The 17,504-nt window shown below is 69.7% G+C and carries 17 protein-coding genes; 5 read left to right on the top strand and 12 right to left on the bottom strand.

The features are described from left to right. Positions 1-537: 537 nt before the first annotated feature. The 5 genes from AB0367_RS14370 to AB0367_RS14390 all read right to left on the bottom strand — a co-directional run bounded on the left by AB0367_RS14370 (position 538) and on the right by AB0367_RS14390 (position 5,553). The gene (locus AB0367_RS14370) at positions 538-1,104 is read right to left on the bottom strand and encodes a Uma2 family endonuclease (protein ID WP_366226705.1); all 567 of its coding nucleotides are present in this window, start codon (positions 1,102-1,104) and stop codon (positions 538-540) included. 593 nt (positions 1,105-1,697) lie between these two features. Next, on the bottom strand, positions 1,698-2,471 hold the full coding sequence (locus AB0367_RS14375; RefSeq protein WP_366226706.1) for an ABC transporter ATP-binding protein: 774 nt from the start codon (positions 2,469-2,471) through the stop codon (positions 1,698-1,700). Next, positions 2,468-3,511 carry an iron chelate uptake ABC transporter family permease subunit gene (locus AB0367_RS14380; protein ID WP_366226707.1) on the bottom strand — a complete coding sequence of 348 codons (1,044 nt, stop codon included), beginning with the start codon at positions 3,509-3,511 and terminating at the stop codon, positions 2,468-2,470. Before AB0367_RS14380 ends, AB0367_RS14375 begins: the two co-directional genes overlap by 4 nt. Positions 3,512-3,514: 3 nt before the next feature. Further along, positions 3,515-4,534, bottom strand: coding sequence for an iron ABC transporter permease (locus AB0367_RS14385; protein ID WP_366226709.1), 1,020 nt, complete (start codon positions 4,532-4,534; stop codon positions 3,515-3,517). Then, entirely contained in the window at positions 4,534-5,553 is a 1,020-nt protein-coding gene (locus tag AB0367_RS14390; RefSeq protein ID WP_366226710.1) for an ABC transporter substrate-binding protein, read from the bottom strand. The genes AB0367_RS14385 and AB0367_RS14390 overlap by 1 nt, the downstream gene beginning before the upstream one ends. An 865-nt stretch (positions 5,554-6,418) precedes the next feature. Between AB0367_RS14390 and AB0367_RS14395 the strand changes: the two genes are divergently transcribed. Continuing rightward, positions 6,419-8,023, top strand: coding sequence for an MFS transporter (locus AB0367_RS14395; protein ID WP_366226711.1), 1,605 nt, complete (start codon positions 6,419-6,421; stop codon positions 8,021-8,023). Positions 8,024-8,721: 698 nt separating this feature from the next. Here the strand turns inward: AB0367_RS14395 and AB0367_RS14400 are convergent. The 5 genes from AB0367_RS14400 to AB0367_RS14420 all read right to left on the bottom strand — a co-directional run bounded on the left by AB0367_RS14400 (position 8,722) and on the right by AB0367_RS14420 (position 13,444). Beyond that, positions 8,722-9,462, bottom strand: a complete 741-nt coding sequence (locus AB0367_RS14400; RefSeq protein ID WP_366226712.1) for a PASTA domain-containing protein — start codon at positions 9,460-9,462, stop codon at positions 8,722-8,724. A gap of 87 nt (positions 9,463-9,549) precedes the next feature. Further along, positions 9,550-10,866: a hypothetical protein gene (locus AB0367_RS14405; RefSeq protein ID WP_366226713.1), complete on the bottom strand. Its 1,317-nt coding sequence runs from the start codon at positions 10,864-10,866 to the stop codon at positions 9,550-9,552. A 131-nt stretch (positions 10,867-10,997) separates the two neighbouring features. Beyond that, entirely contained in the window at positions 10,998-11,159 is a 162-nt protein-coding gene (locus AB0367_RS14410) for a hypothetical protein (RefSeq protein WP_366226714.1), read from the bottom strand. Between the two features lie 94 nt (positions 11,160-11,253). After that, positions 11,254-11,919 (bottom strand): hemerythrin domain-containing protein, encoded by a 666-nt coding sequence (locus AB0367_RS14415; RefSeq protein WP_366226715.1) that lies wholly within the window; start codon positions 11,917-11,919, stop codon positions 11,254-11,256. 121 nt (positions 11,920-12,040) lie between these two features. Then, complete coding sequence (locus AB0367_RS14420; protein WP_366226716.1) at positions 12,041-13,444, bottom strand: FAD-linked oxidase C-terminal domain-containing protein; 1,404 nt, start codon at positions 13,442-13,444, stop codon at positions 12,041-12,043. A gap of 19 nt (positions 13,445-13,463) precedes the next feature. On the opposite strand from AB0367_RS14420, the gene AB0367_RS14425 reads away from it, so the two are divergent. From AB0367_RS14425 to bfr, 3 genes are read left to right on the top strand one after another with little or no spacing between them, the layout of a single operon-like run. Continuing rightward, entirely contained in the window at positions 13,464-13,787 is a 324-nt protein-coding gene (locus AB0367_RS14425; protein WP_366226717.1) for a DUF4031 domain-containing protein, read from the top strand. Positions 13,788-13,827: 40 nt separating this feature from the next. Continuing rightward, positions 13,828-14,013, top strand: a complete 186-nt coding sequence (locus tag AB0367_RS14430) for a (2Fe-2S)-binding protein (protein WP_366226718.1) — start codon at positions 13,828-13,830, stop codon at positions 14,011-14,013. A 30-nt stretch (positions 14,014-14,043) separates the two neighbouring features. Next, positions 14,044-14,526 (top strand): bacterioferritin, encoded by a 483-nt coding sequence (bfr, locus tag AB0367_RS14435; protein WP_366226719.1) that lies wholly within the window; start codon positions 14,044-14,046, stop codon positions 14,524-14,526. On the opposite strand, the gene AB0367_RS14440 is transcribed toward bfr, so the two are convergent. After that, positions 14,501-15,106, bottom strand: a complete 606-nt coding sequence (locus AB0367_RS14440) for a metal-dependent phosphohydrolase (RefSeq protein WP_366226720.1) — start codon at positions 15,104-15,106, stop codon at positions 14,501-14,503. The two genes, bfr and AB0367_RS14440, sit on opposite strands and share 26 nt — an antisense overlap. Positions 15,107-15,123: 17 nt before the next feature. Beyond that, positions 15,124-16,968, bottom strand: a complete 1,845-nt coding sequence (locus AB0367_RS14445) for a glycerol-3-phosphate dehydrogenase/oxidase (protein WP_366226721.1) — start codon at positions 16,966-16,968, stop codon at positions 15,124-15,126. Positions 16,969-17,035: 67 nt separating this feature from the next. Between AB0367_RS14445 and AB0367_RS14450 the strand changes: the two genes are divergently transcribed. After that, positions 17,036-17,497, top strand: a complete 462-nt coding sequence (locus AB0367_RS14450; RefSeq protein ID WP_366226722.1) for an SRPBCC family protein — start codon at positions 17,036-17,038, stop codon at positions 17,495-17,497. The last annotated feature ends 7 nt before the right edge of the window (positions 17,498-17,504 follow it).

The following is a 17,504-nucleotide window of genomic DNA, read 5'->3' on the forward strand; positions in this document are numbered from 1 at the left end:
ACACCCAGCACATCCCTTATGCAGTGAATTGCCCAGGTCGAATAGCATTGCCGAATTTGGCTTTACTAGATCAAGGCGCCTTCGGCGCGGCCCGCGCGGTCGCCAGCTCGGCGTGTAGGCGGCGCCAGCGCTCCGCGCCGGCGCCGTAACCCCGCCGGCCGGGAGCCCGCGCACGGGCCGCGCAGGGCGCTCTTGAAAAGCCTGGTCAGCTTGCGGTCATCGACGGTTCAGCAGCTTTGGACCTCGGTCCGCCGGTCTACATACCGTCGCTCCCGCGGGCACCGGTCGCTTCGCTCTCTGCCAGCTAATCCGGTAGTCGCGCTCCTTGCCTCCGGCGGGGCCTCCAGCCGGGGGCCTCAGGGTTCCGGTGGGCGCCCCTCCGCATCCCCGCCGTCCAGGCAAAGCCAACGGGCCGACGACGGGGGCCGCCAAGCGTGATCGCGGACGTCGCCGTCCGTACTCACGAGGGCAGCCCCCGCCGCCGGCCCGTTCCCCGAAGGGTGGACGACGGGTATACGGAGGGGCTGAGGGGGCCGATCAGGACGAGGTGCGGCGCGTGGCCAACGCATCGGTGTCGAGGCGGATCACGAACGGGGCGTCCGACGTCAACGTCTCCCCCGGGCCGGCCACCGCGTGCTCGACGTAGTGCTCGCCCTCCAGGCGTAGGAGACGCAGTGTGACTGAGGACGGCACCTCCGGCTCAACCAGTAGGTACCAGCCGATCCGCGCGGCGGCGTACAGCTGCAGCTTCACCAACCTGTCAGTGCCCGCGTTGCTGGGCGAGACGACCTCGCCGACCAGGGCCACGTCGACCGCGTCGATCATTGTCCCCTCGTCGACATCCGACACGACGAGATCCGGGATGACGATCCGCCCCGTTCTCAAGCGGACGTTGACTGCCTCCAGGACCAGCAGGCCGGCCTCCGAGGCACCCGCGTCGAGGGCGTTGGCAATGCGGCGGGACAAGATCTGGTGCCGAATGGCCGGCGCCGGACTCACCAGCAAGCTCCCATCGATCAACTCGACCCGGTTCGGCGTCTCGCCGAGCGCGAAGTACTCGTCCTCACTCCACGGCCCGACGTGCTCCAGCACGCTCACGCTCATCGGCGACTCACCTCCACACGCATGCTCCCACCAGCGTCCCATGAGCACTGCCCCAGCGACGACAAGCAGCCACCCACTTGGGAGAAATCTGGGAGACGATCTTGCGAAACCGACCCTCGAAGCCCGATGTCAACCAACACACACCAAAGCTCCGACCTGCGGCTTCGCAAGATCGCCCTTCCTGGCCGTTCCTATTTACCTAATTCGGGACGAAGAGGCCGTCGGTTCAAATCCGGCTACCCCGACTTCGTGAAACGCCAGTTCAGGGCTGGTTTCCTGGAAACAGGAGACCAGCCCTGAACTGTCTTCGACCGCCGCCCGGGAGCAGCAAGGGAGCCGCGCAGCGGACCGCTCCCCGAGCAGCACCACGCCGCAGCAGCTGATCCAGAGCCACCACCGGAGACCCGACACTCAGCGCCCGGCGGGCCGCAAGCGCCGCCGACCAAACGGCCTCCAAGCCCGAGACCAGCCGCCGGATCATGATTCCTGGCGGAGCAGACCGCAGATGAGGTTGGACTCCGAGCAGCAGATCAGGGGTATATCGACCGACGTCTCGGCAACGCCGCCTCGATCGCCGCTGCTGAAGCCGACCGCTAGGCAGGAACGATGATCGGCGTCCCGGCCACCGGGTCGGAGACGACCACGCAGGCCAGGCCGAACACCTTCTCGATCAGCTCCGCCGTCACCACGTCCACCGGAGCGCCCTCGGCGACGATGCTGCCGTCGGCCATCGCGATGATGTGGTCGCAGTACCGGCAGGCAAGGTTCAGGTCGTGCATGACGATCACGATCGTCCTGCCCGACTCGGCGTTGAGCTTGCGCAGCAGGCGCAGCAGCTCGACCTGGTGGTTGATGTCGAGGTACGTCGTCGGCTCGTCGAGCAGCAGCAGGTCGGTGTCCTGGGCCAGGGCCATGGCCACCCACACGCGCTGCCGCTGGCCGCCGGAGAGCTGGCGCAGCGGCCGGTCGATGAGCTCGGCCGTGCCGGTGGCGTCCAACGCCCGCGCGACCGCGTCGTCGTCGGCGTCCGTCCAGCGGCGGAACCAACCCTGGTGCGGGTACCGGCCCCGGGACACCAGGTCGGCCACGGTGATGCCGCCGGGTGCCACCGGCGTCTGCGGCAGCAGCCCGAGCACCTTGGCGACGTCGAGGGTGCTGAGCTCGGCCATGCGCCGGCCGTCGAGGTACACCGTGCCCTCGCGTGGCCGCAGCAGCCGGGCGAGCCCGCGCAGCAGCGTGGACTTGCCGCAGGCGTTGGCCCCCACGATGGCGGTGACCTTGCCCTCCAGCACGGTCACGTCGAGGTCGGCGACGACAGTCCGGTCGTCGTACCCGAGGGTCAGCTTCTCAGCGCTCAGCCGGGTCATCCGCCAGTTCCTTGCCGGTTCGTGGTGGCCAGCAGCCACAGGAGGTACGGTGCGCCGACCGCGCCGGTGACCACGCCGGTCGGGAGCGGGGTCGGCAGCAGGTGCTCGGCCACGAGGTCGGCGCCGAGCAGCAGGGCCGCCCCGGCCAGGGCGGCCGGGACGATGCCGCCGGTCGCCGGGCCGAGCAGCCGGTTCGCGATCGGGCCGGCGACGAGCGCGACGAAGATGATCGGGCCGGCGACCCCGACGGCGAGCGCGATGAGCGCCACCGCCGTGGCGAGCAGGCCGGCCCGGCTGAGCTCGGTGCGCGAGCCGAGCGCGCGGGCCGTGTCGTCGCCGAGTTCGAGCGCCCGCAGCGCGCGCTGGAGCACGACCGCGAGCGGCAGGAGCACCACCAGCGCGCCGAGCAGCAGGCGCAGCTCCGGGCCGCTCGCCTGGCCCACCGAGCCGGTCAGCCAGTGCATCGCCTGCCGGGCCTCGAAGAGCTGCGCCCGGGTGAGGACGTAGCCGGTGAGCCCGTCGAAGAAGACGGCCACGCCGATGCCGATGAGGATGAAGCGGTACCCCGTGACGCCGTCGCGCCAGGCGAGCACGTACATGAGCGTCGCCGCGACGACCGCGCCGCCGAGCGCGAACCCGGTGATCACCAGCCCGCCGGCCTGCAGGACGACGATGCCGGTGACGGCCGCGAGCCCGGCGCCGGAGGTGATGCCGACGAAGTCGGGCGAGGCGAGCGGGTTGCGCAGCAGCTGCTGGAAGATCGTGCCCGAGGCGCCGAGGGCCAGACCCACGGCCAGACCGGACACCGCGGTCGGCAGGCGCAGCTCGCGGACGACGAAGTCGACGCCCGGGTTGTCGGCCAGGTGCAGTACCGACGTGATGACCTCCCCGGCGCTGAGCCGGAAGCTGCCGACCATCATGGTGACGGCGAACAGCGTGGCCACGGCGGCGGCGAGCCCACCGGTCACCATCGCGAACCGGGTGCTGCGGCGGCGCCGGTTGGTGCGCAGCGCCCGCACGGATTCGAGCGTCGCGGTCATGCGCTACACCTCCGACAGCTTGCCGTAGCGGACGACCGCGACGAACGCGGGCGCGCCGAGCACCCCGAGCACCACGCCGACCTGCAGTTCGTCGGGCGCGGCGATTACGCGGCCGACCACGTCGCACAGCAGCAGGACGATCGGCGCGAGGAGCATGGAGTACGGCAGGATCCAGCGGTAGTCGGGGCCGCAGATGAGGCGGGCGAGGTGCGGCACGACCAGGCCAACGAAGACGATCGGCCCGCAGGCGGCGGTGGCCGCGCCGGCGAGCACCGCCACCACGACGAACGCGGCCGCGCGGGTGCGACCGACCCGCTGGCCGAGGCCGCGGGCGACGTCCTCGCCGAGCGCCAGTCCGTTGAGGGCGCGGCCGAAGCCGAGTGACGCGAGCAGCGCGAGGATGAGGAACGGCGCGACGCCGGTGAGCACCGGCGCGTAGCGGCCGGCGAGCGAGCCGACCTGCCAGAACCGCAGCTCGTTCAGCGCGTTGATGTTGGTCATCACGATTCCGGTGGTGACCGAGGTCAGCCCGGCGGTGACGGCGGCGCCCGCGAGCGCCAGCTTCACCGGCGTGGCGCCCTCGCGGCCGAGCGACGCGATCGCGTAGACGAGCACGGTGGCCAGGATCGCGCCCGCGAAGGCGAACCAGATCGAAACGCCGACGCCGTGGACGCCGAGGACGGTCACAGCGAACACGACCAGCACGGCCGCGCCGGCGTTGATGCCCATGATGCCGGTGTCGGCGAGCGGGTTGCGGGTGACGCCCTGCAGGATCGCGCCGGCGACGCCGAGGGCGGCGCCGGCCAGGATGCCAAGCAGGGTGCGGGGGACCCGCAGCTGCAGCGTCACGGTGCTGTTGATGGAGCCGTCGTTGTCGAGGGCCCGCCATACTTCGGCGAGGCTGATGTCGCGGGAGCCCTGGGTCACGCTGAGGAACGCGACGGCGGCGAGCACGGCACACAGCACGGCGAGGCCCGGCCCGAGGGTCGTGCCTCGCCGTACCGTGTGTGCGGTCCGACTCATCAGTTCCCGATGTTGGGGTCGGCGTTCTTCACAGCCTCGGTGAGCTTGTCCAGCTCGGTCGCGAAGTGGCCGTAGGTGTGCAGCCAGTACGCCGGCCAGGCGACGACGGCGCCGGCCTTGGCCGCCTTGATCTTGAACCAGGTCGGCTGCTTCTGGCCCCACTCGGCGTTCTTGGTGGGCGTGAAGGAGCGGCCGTCCCACAGGATCAGGTCGGGCTGGTACTTGTCGGCGTTCTCCCAGCTGAGGTTCTCCCAGTACGGGAACGCCGGGTCCGGGCTGTCCGGGTTGATCACCTTGAGGCCCCAGCGCTGGAAGTCGAGCAGCTCCGGCGCATACTCGGGGTTGGCGAAGTACACCTTGTCGTCGGCCGGCGACATCGCGCCGACGGTCAGGCCGGGCTTGGCCGCGACGGCCTCCTTGAACTTGGCGAGCGACTGCTCGAAACGCTGCTTGTTCGCCGCGATCTTCGGGTCGTCGACCTTGGCGCCGAGGCTCTTGGCCAGGTTCTCGTAGCCCTCGGCGAGCTCAAGAATCGACTTGCCCTGGCTGACGCCGACAATCGGGGCCAGTTCCTTGAGCTTCTTGCTCTTCTCATCGACGCCCTCCTCGAGGCCGCTGTTGGCCTTCTGGGCCGGCCACCAGTCGGCGACGATGAGGTCGGGCCGCAGCGAGGCGGCCTTCTCCACGTCGATCTTGCCCCACTCCTCACCGAGGATCTCGATGCCACTGAGGTCGAGATCCTTGAGGTTTGGGTCGGTCTTGACGGACTCGTCGGCGTAGATACCGACGGGCTTGATCCCGAACGACATCAGGGCGGCCGCCTCACCGGCGTGGGCGATGATCCGCGTGGGGACCTTGTCCGCGGTGACGACCTTGCCGGACCCGTCGGTGAACTTCCACGGTCCGGACGCACTGGGACCGGACGCACTGGGACCGGACGAGGACGAGTCCTCCGAGCCGCATCCGGCGAGCACGGCACCGATGGCCGCGACGGCGAGAATCGAACGCCAGGCACGCATATGAAGCGGTTCCATTTCATGTCAGCGGTGTAGAGTTAGGTTAGGCTAAGCTTATGACTACCTGTTTGGTCAACATCCGAGATCAAACAGTGACCTGATCGGCGATACGGTGCCGCCCGGGCAGCCGCCGGTCCGCGGACATGGGCGCAGCCCACCCGGTGCGTGATGAACAACAGCCACACCCTCCTTTCGGCCTGACCAGCGGTCAGCAGGCGAACGAGCGGAGGTTGTTGTGCCCGACTTTCCGCAGTTCGCCGCGCCGCGCGGTTCTTGCAGCGCGCGGTCCGAGCGGGTGATGCCGCCGCGATCGACCGGGTCGCCGCACGCCATCCCGCCGGCTCGGTTCGCGCTCACCCCCCGCAGCTGGTCGTCGCGCGCGAGCACGGGTTCGCGAGCTGGCCGCAGCTACGGCGGTAGCTCGACACGGTGGCGTCCCACGGCTGGGACAGCCGCACCACCGAACCTAACCGGCTCACCCACGCCGGTCGTGCAGCCGCCCACACCGCGCTCCACGCCCGGGCACTGCGGCCACTACATGTATCCGGCAGGCCCGCTACGCAATCGACCCACCCGGCCAACTCTGATCTGAAACGCCTTCTCAGAACGGCTGCGAGGTGGCAGGACGCGATCGGACAGCTCCCTGGAAGCATCAGATTCGCTCATCCACAACCCGCCATAAGACATAAAATCCTTCAACTCGCAAGTCCGCCAAAGGCGCAAAATTGTTCAGTTTGCAAATCCGGCCGAGGGCATAAAATGCGCTCGGCCGCAACAGTCTTGACAAAAACTCTGAGCTTGACAGTGCCGTGGAATTTGCTTACGGTCCAATCGTTCCGGCCCTCGCCGACCGATTCCGAAGGTGTTCATGACCGCGCCTCCATCGTTGCCAAAGTTCAGGCAGCAGTCGATTCTTGCCGTTCTCATGGCGTGTTCGCTGCTGATTTGGCTGGACAATACTGTCCTGAGTACCACGCTGGAGACCCTTGCTGACCCGGTCCGTGGCCTGGGCGCCAATCCCGGCCAGCTGCAATGGGCGACCGGTTCGTACACGCTGGCCTTCGCCACGTTGATGTTCACTGCAGGAGCATTGGGCGATCGGTTCGGTCACCGGACTGTGTTCTTCAGCGGGTTGGTGATCTTCGCCGGGTCCTCACTGTGGGCGGCGTACGCAAGCGATGCGGGCGAGCTAATTGCGGCTCGAGCTGCGATGGGGGTGGGCAGCGCGCTGATCACGCCCGCTAACTTGGCCATCCTCATGTGGACCTTTACCGGCCCCGCGCGGACTGCCGCAATTGGCATTTTCTCAACGCCGGCCGGTGTCGGAATGGCGGCCGGCCCGGTGCTGGCGGGGTACCTGCTCGATCATTTCTGGTGGGGATCAGTCTTTCTGATCAACGTCCCGGTCGCGGCACTGGCGTTGGTCGGGCTCGCCGTGCTGGTTCCGAATTTCCGCAGCCCCACTCTGCGGCCACTGGACTGCGCTGGAATGCTGCTGTCGATCAGTGGGCTCGTGGCGTTGGCCTACGGGCTGATCCGGGCGGGGCAGGTGGCGCTGTGGAGTCGTGCCGATGTCTGGGCGCCGATCATTGTCGGTCTGGCTCTCCTGGCCCTTTTCGTACTCGCCGAACTGCGCATCAAAGTGCCCAGCTTTGATCCCCGACTGCTCGCGCAACGCACATTCGGTGGCGGCAATGCGGCGCTCGGATTGCTGCTCTTCGCCGTAGCGGCCATCACCTTCTATAACGCGTTCTACCTGCAGGGCGCGCTCGGATTTTCGCCGATGAAGGCGGGCTTGGCCAATATCCCGACCGCACTCGGCGCACTCGCGGGGGCACCCCTCGGCTCGCGCCTGGTTCGCCGCCTGTCGCTACGACCTGTCGCCGTGCCGGCGCTAACCGTGGCTGCGCTGACCATGGGCGGGTACGGGTTCCTCGGACTGCAAACTCCACCCGTCTGGATCGAGATCCTGTTGTTGATCCAGGGTCTCTCGATCGGCATGGTGATCGGCCCCGTTATGGCCGCATTGATCAGCACCCTGCCGCTGGAACAGGCCGGTGCGGGATCGGCCGTCACCAACACCGTGCGACAAACCGGCAGTGTGATCGGGATTGCAATAGGCGGCACGATCATGTCGATCGTGTACCGACGTGCGATCGAACCTTCGCTGGAGGATGTACCCGGTCCGGTGCGGGATCAGGCGCGAGTTTCCGCCGAACAGGCCCGCCACGTCGCCGCCGCTATCCACCAGCCCACTCTTGCTCAGGCTGCTGATGATGCGTTCATCCATGCTATGCACGTCGGCGCGGGCTGGATCGCGGTCATCGCGCTCCTCGGAGCAGCTGTGCTGCTGATTACCTTGCCTGCTGCCGGAAAGAAGGGTCCGACACCGGAGCCGGCCTACGAAGAGCCCCGCAGCTCCGAGGCCAGGGCCGCCCAGGAGCCGCAAAGTGTGATGGAATCCGATCGGTAACGCCGGTATCCAGACGAGCCGACCTGCGCGTGTCGGCCGACGCTGCGTCGAAGGGCGCTGGCGCGGTGCCGATGTCAGGAGGATCTGCGGCGTTCAGGCCCTGAGTGGGTCGTTGCCGCGCCGCGACCATCCGCTGCAGCGGTATTTCAGATACAGATCTTGAAAGGCTAGGTTGAGTCGGGTTCGAAGCCGCGTCGTTCGCCTTTGCGTCCACGATGGACGGTGGTGCGGTAGATGAACCGGGACCGCCGGCCAGGCAGGGCGCAGACGAGGCCAGCGATCGAGATCCGGCCCGATCCCTTGCCGGGCACCGGGATGAACCGGTGTCCGGCCGCGTCGGCCCCAGGTGCGGGCTTTCGGTGGGCGCAGCGTGATCCTCACCGAACCCGTGCACCGCCGGGCCCTCGTCGAGCACGTCGGCGAGGCGCCGCAACCTGGGCCCATCGAGGCGGCACCGGGCACCGCCCGGCCCATTCGAGGCCAGGGCCTGCGCACCACCACGCCGCCACCGCCGCTGCCAGCCGCCTCCAGCCGCACCGCCTCACGCTTCGCCCGCTGCTGCGCGGACGGACCGCCAACATCGGGATATCTCATCCCTCCGGCCTACAAGATCCCATCGACCCATGTCACGGCGACACGCCGAGACAACATCGATCAACCCCACCCCAGGCGGATGCCGTGACTGGTTTCGAAAGCGGTCAGGTGCGGCCCGCGCTGGAGTTGCGGTCCAGCAGCAGCCGGTCGCCGTAACGGTCCTGCAGCAGCTTCGCGTCGGCATCGGTCAGCTGCGTGGACGACAGCTTCACCGCACACCGCGACGCATCGATCTCCAGGCCGAAGCTGATCTTGCTGGCGTCGGCGCTCCAATCGCGTATGGTCAGCGTCGACTTCACCTGGGCCAGCTCGGACCAGCCGTGCTTGCAGGCGCGCACCTCGTACTTCGCGCCGGCGGCCGCCTTGTCCAGCCGGGCCCGCCAGTCGGCGACCTTCGTGCCGGGGTTGGTGGCCACGACGGTCTTGCCGGCCTCGATGAACGTGCCGACGAACGCTTCGGGGTGGCGCTCGGCGAGCTCGCCGAGCGTGACGCCGGCAGGGTCCTCCGCGCCGCCCTCGCCGGAGATCTCCACGACGACGACCGAGTTGGCGGCGACGGCGGCGCCCGCGGCCGGCTCCGTGCGCACGACCAGTCCGGGCGGGGTGCCGGCATCCGCGACGTAGCGCGCCTGGCCGACGAGCTGCTGCCCGGCGAGCCGCTTCATCGCGTCGTCGGCCGCGACCCGGTGCAGGTCCGGCACGGCGCGCCCGCCGCTCGCGGCGGCGGTCGGCGACGGTGCGTCGGCGACGAGGTCGCCGTCGGCGTCGCCGGTGCGGGCGGCGCATCCGGCGACGAGCAGCGCCGCCAGCAGCGGCAGTGCCGCCGTTCGGATCCTGTGGCTCATGATGGTCCCCTCCGTGACAGGTGCGAGCGCCCGGTTGGACGCACCGTGGAGCCGGCCGGTTCCACGGTGCGTCCGGATATTCGGGCGTCAGGTCAGCACGGTGACGCCGAGGTGCGCCGTGATGTTGCTGATGCGTTCGGCGCACATGATGGTGCCGTTGTTCTTCTGCCCGATGCCGCCGCCCCGAGCCGTCGCCGTAGAGCTACCAGGGCGGGTGTAGACCGGAGCACCCGAGTCTCCCGGCTGGTCGATGATGCCGTTGTCGGCCCGCGCGCCGATGATCAGGCCGGAGGTGCACCCGTCCTGGTCGCACAGGTTGCCGTCGAGGCTGGAGATCGTGATCCCGCAGCGGGACAGGCTGACCATGCCGCTGATGCACACCCCGGTGGTGCCGACGGACGGGTTCGCCGCGCCGGTCTGCGTACGGGTGTCGGGGCAGCACGGGTCGACGTGGATGATCGGCGACCACGTCTCGGAGTTGGACAGCACGAGCGTCATGTCGTAGTTCGGGTAGTCGTACTCGCCGGTGGCGGTGCCGTGGAACTTGCTGCCGGAGTAGATGGCGTCGCCGTTGTTGAAGCAGTGCCCGGCCGTGGTCTCACCGCGCATGCCGTCGGAGTTGCGCCGGACAGTGAAGCCCGACGTGCAGATGTTGTCGTTCGCCCCGACGCCGATCGCCGAGCCACCGAAGTGCGGCCGGCCGTCGTTGAACCGGTCGGTGCGACCGGCCCCGCCGAGGGTGACCGTCACGCGCGACCCGAGCCGCGCGCGCAGGGACTCGGCGACCGCCTTGTCGGCCGCGTCGAACGAGATCTGGAACGTGGAGGTGGCCGCGTCGAGATACGACACGAACGAGGCGCTCTTCGCCTGCGGGTGCCAGTCCCGCCGCTTGATCACCCCGAGCGCGTCGAGCAGGTCCGCCGCGCTGGAGCAGCCCTGCCGGACGTCAACCTGAACCCCGGCCGCCAGTCCGGCCGACGCCGAGCGCGCCTTCGCGCCGAGCGCCGCGGTGTCGGCGACCTTGCCGTCGGCGACGACGACGATCGAGTGACTGTTGTGGTCGTAGGCGCTGCCGATGATGCCGCGGCGCAGCGACAGCTCGGTGTCGCTGACCGGACCCTTGCCGTCGTTGTTGTTCGCCAGCTCGGGCACGCTCTTGGCGATCGTGTCCTGGACCGCGGCGTTGGCCTTCTGCCCGGCGTCACCGGTGATCCACTGCTCGAACGCGAGGTGCTGGTCGGGCAGCAGCGCCCGATCGGCCGCCGAGAACGAGCTGATTTTCGGTGGCGCGACGACACACGCTGGCAGCGCTGCTGGCACGGCGTCGGCGGCCCCGCCGACGAGCAGTCCACCGGCCAGACCGAGGACCGCGAACGCGGACAGACTTGCATTACGGAGCTGCATGCTTCCCCCTGTGACTTGATGCACGCAATCCATGGCAATGTAGGGATGGATCGCCCGCGGTCTCAGTGGTCTTCACGGGAGTTTCGGGTCGCGCGAAATCGGACGCGACGGGGCAGCGGGAAACGCGATGATCAGATATGCCAACGCTGGCGCACGGTGGCCTTGGGTCCGGTGACCAGGCTCGCCGGCGGCACGTCGTCGGCAACCACCGCGCCGGCGGCGACCATGTCCCGGCCGATGCTGGCCCCAGGCAGGATCGTGGCGCCCGCGCGGATCCACACGTTCTCCGCCACGTCGATCGGGCCGCCGCTGAGCAGGGATCCGTTCGCACGGCATCGGGTCCCCGGTCCGGCGTTCGAACCGGATCCGCCCCGGCGCTCCGGGAGCTCAGCTCAGGCCGAGCGCCGCGCGGGTCTGCGCGGCGTCGGACGGGGTGAGGACCTGCTGGGCCAGGCCGGCGACCGCTTCGCGGACCGGCGCCGGGGCGCCGGCGAGGCCGGTGAGCCAGCCGAGCCGGGCGGGCCGTTCGAGCGCGGCCAGCAGCCACCGGATGCTGCTCCGCGTCACCGAGGCGGGTGTCGCGGCGAGGAACTGGCCACGGCACGCCTCCAGCTCCTCGTCCGATCGGACCTGCCAGATGGCGGCCATGATGGTGGTCTCCTCCTCGTGCAGGTGATGGAGGGTCGTGCCGACGTAGCGGGCGAGGTCGCGGTACCAGGCGAGCCCGGCGTCCGGGTCGGCGGCGGCGCGCAGCGCGCTGAAGCGCTCCTCCAGGTCGGACAGCAGGTCGTCGAGGTCCCGGTGGTCGTCCTCGGGCAGCGCGAGCGCGGCTTCGTGGCCGTCCAGCAGCCGGAAGATGTACTTGTCCTCGTGCTCGGTATGGCTGTGCAGGAGTTCGACCATGGCGTCCCAGCGAGTACCGAGGTCGGCGACCTCGGCTAAGTCGCTCCAGTCCGTTGCGCCGACGCGCGCGGTGAGGTCGAACAGGCCGGCTCGAAGGGCCTTGTGGATTCCGGTGAAGAGGTCAACGCGGGCAGTGTTCGGCGTGGTCACGGGAAGCGTCTCCGATCATCGTCGCGGTCACGAGCAACGTACGGCGAGCGCGAATCACGCCACCATCCCTGCTTTCAGGGGGTACCGCAGCTCAGGGCCGGCCTGAGCCGGGCGCGGCGGATCAGAAGATCTTGCCTGGGTTGAGGATGTTGTCCGGGTCCAGCGCGGCCTTGATGGAGCGGTGCGCCTTCAGGCCCGTCGGGCCGATCTCCCGCGCCAGCCAGTCGCGCTTGAGCAGGCCCACGCCGTGTTCGCCCGTCGACGTGCCGCCCAGGGACAGGCCCAGCGACATGATGGCGTCGAAGACCTTCTGGCCCTGGGCCAGGCTGACCGGGTCCGAGCGGTCGATCACGATCACCGGGTGCAGGTTGCCGTCGCCGGCGTGGCCGACCGTGGCCACGACTACGCCGTGCTCGGTGGCAATGCGCTCGATGCCCTCGATCAGCTCGACGAGGCGGTTGCGTGGCACCGCCACATCGTCGATCATGATGCCGCCGCCCAGCGGGTAGAGGTGGGCGGCGAAATGCTCCAGGGCCGGGTGGGCCAGGCGGCGGGCGGCCAGCAGGGCGTCGGCCTCGGCGGCGTCCGCGGCCACGAACACGTCGGCGGCCAGCGCCTGGTGGCACATCGCGGAGATGCGTGCCAGGTCGTCCGGGGCTCGGGAGCCCGAGTCGACGGAGGCGATGAGCAGGGCGGCGGCGCTGGTCGGGAGATCCATCGGGCGGTACGCCTCGATCGCGCTCATCGCGACCCGGTCGATGACCTCCAGCATGCTCGGCTGCATGCCGGAGCCGATGATGGCGGAGACCGCGGCGCCGGCGGCGGGGAAGGTGTCGAAGACGGCGACCAGGGTCAGGGACGGCTCGGGGGCGGGGCGGAGCCGGACGGTGATCTCGGTGATCACGCCCAGCGTGCCCTCGGAGCCGACGAAGAGGCTGGTCAGGTCATAGCCGGCGACGCCCTTCGCGGTGCGCCGGCCGCAGGTGAGCACCTCACCGCTGGCCAGGACGACCTCCAGGCCGATGACATGGTCGCTGGTCACGCCGTATTTGACGCAGCACATGCCGCCCGCGTCGGTGGACACGTTGCCGCCGATGGTGGACTGCTCCCACGAGCCGGGGTCCGGCGGGTAGTACAGGCCCTTCTCGGCCACGGCGCGGCGCAGCTGGGCGTTGACGACGCCGGGCTGGACGACGGCGATGTGGTTCTCGGTGTCGATCTCGATGATCTCGTTCATCGAGATGAGGGACAGCACGATCGCGCCCTCGATGGCGTTGGCGCCGCCGGCGAGGCCGGATCGGGCGCCCTGCGGGATCACGGGCACCTTGTAGCGGCTCGCGGCGCGCAGTACCGCCGACACCTGCCCGGTGGTCCGCGGCCGCACCACCACCGCGGGCATCCCGAACGGCACCAGGTCGGCCTCGTCATGCTCGTACGAACGTAATAGGTCCGGATCGGTCAGCACGCCGCCTTCGTGAGGCAGGGCCGCCCGCAACTCCTCGACGAGACCCATGTTGAGATCCATACCTGGCACGCTAGTAGGTGTGCTCTACATCGACACGCCCCGGTGGCCCGCGCACGGGCGCCTCTGGGCCCATCTCATCAGCGACGTGTCCGTGGCCGAGTTGCACGCGTTCGCGGAGTTGATCGGGGCGCCGTGGCGCGCGTTCGAGCGCGACCACTACGACGTCTCGTCGGAGGGGGCGCGGATCGCCGTGTGGCTGGGTGCGCGGCAGGTGACCTCGCGGGAGATCGTCGAGCGCCTGGTTGCCGCCGGGCTGCGCCGCCCGCGTCATTTGTCCGCTTTTCGACACCCGGATCAAGGGAAGAAAGAGCCTGCTCAGGGGTTGTTTTCGAGCAGAACTTAGGCGAACCTTGCTTAGGTAAGCCTAAGCGAGGAGTTCGGCCGTGTACGTCTGCATCTGCCACCGCGTCCGCGAGTGCGAGATCCGCCGGATCGTCCGGTCCGGCGCCCACACCGAGGACGCCGTCGGCGACGAGTGCGGGGCCGGCACCGGCTGCGGGACGTGCCTGGATCGCATCGCGGACCTCATCGACGCGGAAGTCCCGGGCTTGTTGCCCGTTTTCACCTAGAAACCGGCATGCACGGCGTACCCTGCCTGCATGCAAGGAGATGCACGGGTAATCGAATTTCTGAATGAGCAGCTCACCGCCGAGCTCACGGCGATCAACCAGTACTTCCTGCACGCCAAGATGCAGGAGAACTGGGGATACACGATTCTGGCCAAGTACACCAGACACGAATCGATCGACGAGATGAAGCACGCGGAGGTGCTCACCGATCGCATTCTGTTCCTGGAGGCGCTGCCCAACTACCAGCGGCTGCTCCCGTTGCGCATCGGCGAGACGGTGCCGGAGCAGTTCAAGTGCGACCTGCAGGTCGAGGTGGAGGCGATCGACCGGCTGCGCCGCGGCATCGAGTACATGCGCTCGATCGGCGACGTGACCTCGGCGAACATCTTCGAGGACATCCTCGCCGACGAGGAGAAGCACGTGGACTACCTGGAGACGCAGCTCGGGCTCATCGAGAAGCTCGGCGAGGCGCTGTATCTGCAGAACGTCACGAAGCATCCAGAAGCGTCCTGATCTCCGCCTCAAGGTTCGCACGCGCACGGGCGGTCCACTCCGCCCGTGCCGGTACGACTCGGAAGATTTCCGGTAGGTCCGCCAAGTCTCGGAGGATTCCGGCCCGCCCGGGCCGGAACACGTCGTCGGGGATTGCCGCGTACTCGGCCCGCACCGCCTCGGCATACCGGACGTAGTCCGGCTTTTCCGAAGCGAGGATCGCCAGGTCGGCATCCGCCAGCAGACCTCCGTCGCGATCGCCGGACGCGACCGCGTGGCCGGCGGTGAGCCGCACCAGCCGCGCCACCTCTTCCGCCCGTGGCCGCGGAAAACCCAGGTCCGCCAGCGCCGCCAGGGCCAGCCGAGCGCTGCGCTCCTCGTTGTCGTGGGCGAAGATCTCGTATACCGCGTCGTGGAACCACGCCGCCAGGCGCACCGCGTCGGCGTCGTCAGTCAGCTCGGCGTGCTCGTCGATCACGCGCAGCATGAGCGCCAGGTGGTCGAGCGTGTGGTACCGCCGATGGGGCTCGGACCACCGCGCGAGCAGGTCGCGCCCCACGGCCTCCTCGCCCGGGAAGATCCGCTGCCAGGCCTCGATCACGTTGACGAGCTTAGGCGTCAGACGGCGGCGCGGTCGGCCTGGAAGCCGCGCACGTCCGGGGCACCCAGCCGGGCCGCGTCCGCGGTCAGGTCGTCGGGCATCCGCTGCGACTCCTGCTCGGCGGCCACCCGCGCCAGGTAGTGGTCGACCTCGCGGGCGCGCGTCACCGCGTCCCAGCCGAGCACGTCGCCCATCACCTTCGCGGCGTCCGCGGCCGAGGCGGCGCCGCGGTGGTCGGTCTCGAACGAGATGCGCGTGCGCCGGGTCAGCACGTCTTCGAGGTGCAGCGCTCCCTCGGCGAGGGCGGCATAGGCGACCTCGGCGGCCAGATACTCAGGCGCGCCGGCCACCGGGCGCCGCAGCTGCGGGTCAAGGGCGAGCACCTCGAAGGCCAGCGAGCCGTAGCGCTCCAGCAGGTGCTCGAGCACCCCGGCCGGGATCCCGTGCCGGCGGGCCAGATCGGCCCGGTTTGTCCACAGTGGATGGTAGCCGTCCGCGCCGAGGAGGGGCAGGTCCTCGGTACGCGAGGCGGGGACCAGGCCGCCGTGCCGGCGCAGGCCGCCCAGGCGGTGCGCCACGCGGTCGATGACGTCGGCGGCCATCACGCGGTATGTCGTGTACTTCCCGCCGGCGATGAGGATCAGGCCGAGCATGGGCTCGACGACGGCGTGGGTGCGCGACAGCGCGGACGTCTGCTCGTCGCGGCTGTGCGGCTGGCGGTGCCTGGCCTCGCGGGACAGCAGGGGGCGCAGGCCCGCGTAGACGCCCTCGATGTCGGCGGTGCCGATCGGGCGGTCGAGCACGGCGTTGACCTGGCCGAGCAGGTAGGAGATGTCGGTGGCCGAGGCCGCGGGATGGCCGCGGTCGAGATTCCAATCGGTGTCGGTCGTGCCGATGATCCAGTGGCCGCCCCACGGGATGACGAAGAGCACCGACGTGGGGGTGCGCAGGATGAGCCCGGCCTCGCCGGTGATGGCCGAGCGGGGTACGACCAGATGGACGCCCTTGCTGGCGCGGACCTGGAGGCCGGCCGACTCGCGCGGCCCCTGCCCGGACAGCATGCCGGCGATGTCGTCCATCCAGACGCCGGTCGCGGCGACGACGGTGCGGGCGTGGACCTCGAACTCCTCGCGGGTCTCGAGGTCGCGCACGGTCACGCCGGTGACCTCGCGGGCATCGCGCAGCAGGCCCACGGCACGGGCGCTCGGCACGACGGCGGCGCCCAGGGCGGCGGCGCTGCGGGCCAGGGTGGCCACGAGGCGGGCGTCGTCGACCTGGCCGTCGAAATACTGGATGGCGCCACTGATCGCATCCTCGCGCAGGGACGGGAAGCGGCGGCGGGTCTCGGTGCGCGACAGGTGCTCGTGCAGCGGCATGCCGCGCGGGGACGACCGGTGCAGCCGCGACGCGCTGGCGAAGGCGTCGTAGAGGCCCACGCCGGCGCCGTAGTAGGCGCGCTGCCACGCCCGGTGGGCCAGGCCGGTGAGGCCGCGGTGGGCCGGCAGGGGCACGAGGATCGGCACCGGGCGCACGAGGTGCGGCGCTAGGCGGCTGGCGAGCAGGCCACGCTCCTGCAGTGCCTCGGCGACCAGGCCGAACTCGAGTTGCTCGAGGTATCGCAGGCCGCCGTGGATGAGCTTCGAGGAGCGGCTCGACGTGCCGGAGGCCAGGTCGCGCGCCTCGATGAGGGCCACCGAGAGCCCGCGGGAGGCAGCGTCGAGCGCGGCGCCGGCGCCGGTGACGCCGCCGCCGATGATCAGGACGTCGAAACGCTCGCGGCGCAGCCGGGCCACGTCGGCCGCACGGCGGGCGGGCGACAGGCGGGACGCCTCGAATCGGGACTCAGAGGGATCACGGCGCACCACTACACGGTAACCTCGTCGGTCACGCCCTCGGTGTGAGATGCGTTGCCCGGGGAATCACACGGGCGTGTCCATTACCGAACGCATCGTCCGCGCGCCCGCCGATCGGGTGTACTCCGTGCTCTGTGACGGCTGGTCGTACTCCGACTGGGCGGTCGGCACGGCGCACGTCCGCGACGTCGACGCCGGCTGGCCGCGCCCCGGCGCCCGGGTGCACCACAAGGCCGGGCCGTGGCCGGTCTCCGTCCGCGAACGCAGCGAGTCGCTGGAGTGCGAGCCGGGCCGGATGCTGCTGCTCAAGGTGCACGTGTGGCCGCTCGGGGAAGGGCAGGCACGGTTCACGCTCGACCCACTCGACGCCGAAGCGACCCGGGTCACCCTGCAGGAGCGCTTCACCGAGGGACCGCTGCTGAAGGTGCGCAACCGGGTCGGTGACGCATTGCTGCACTTCCGTAACGCCGAGGTACTGCAGCGCCTGGCCGACATCGCCGAGCACCGCACCGAGCAGCCGCAGCATGAACACGGATAGATCCGGC

The sequence above is a fragment of the Dactylosporangium sp. NPDC051484 genome (assembly GCF_040689395.1).
In the GTDB taxonomy this organism is placed as follows: domain Bacteria; phylum Actinomycetota; class Actinomycetes; order Mycobacteriales; family Micromonosporaceae; genus Dactylosporangium.

Coding starts and splice junctions, on each gene's coding strand:
- AB0367_RS14370 (WP_366226705.1), bottom strand. CDS start 1,104: ATGAGCGTGAGCGTGCTGGAGCACGTCGGGCCGTGGAGTGAGGACGAG.
- AB0367_RS14375 (WP_366226706.1), bottom strand. CDS start 2,471: ATGACCCGGCTGAGCGCTGAGAAGCTGACCCTCGGGTACGACGACCGG.
- AB0367_RS14380 (WP_366226707.1), bottom strand. CDS start 3,511: ATGACCGCGACGCTCGAATCCGTGCGGGCGCTGCGCACCAACCGGCGC.
- AB0367_RS14385 (WP_366226709.1), bottom strand. CDS start 4,534: ATGAGTCGGACCGCACACACGGTACGGCGAGGCACGACCCTCGGGCCG.
- AB0367_RS14390 (WP_366226710.1), bottom strand. CDS start 5,553: ATGCGTGCCTGGCGTTCGATTCTCGCCGTCGCGGCCATCGGTGCCGTG.
- AB0367_RS14395 (WP_366226711.1), top strand. CDS start 6,419: ATGACCGCGCCTCCATCGTTGCCAAAGTTCAGGCAGCAGTCGATTCTT.
- AB0367_RS14400 (WP_366226712.1), bottom strand. CDS start 9,462: ATGAGCCACAGGATCCGAACGGCGGCACTGCCGCTGCTGGCGGCGCTG.
- AB0367_RS14405 (WP_366226713.1), bottom strand. CDS start 10,866: ATGCAGCTCCGTAATGCAAGTCTGTCCGCGTTCGCGGTCCTCGGTCTG.
- AB0367_RS14420 (WP_366226716.1), bottom strand. CDS start 13,444: ATGGATCTCAACATGGGTCTCGTCGAGGAGTTGCGGGCGGCCCTGCCT.
- bfr (WP_366226719.1), top strand. CDS start 14,044: ATGCAAGGAGATGCACGGGTAATCGAATTTCTGAATGAGCAGCTCACC.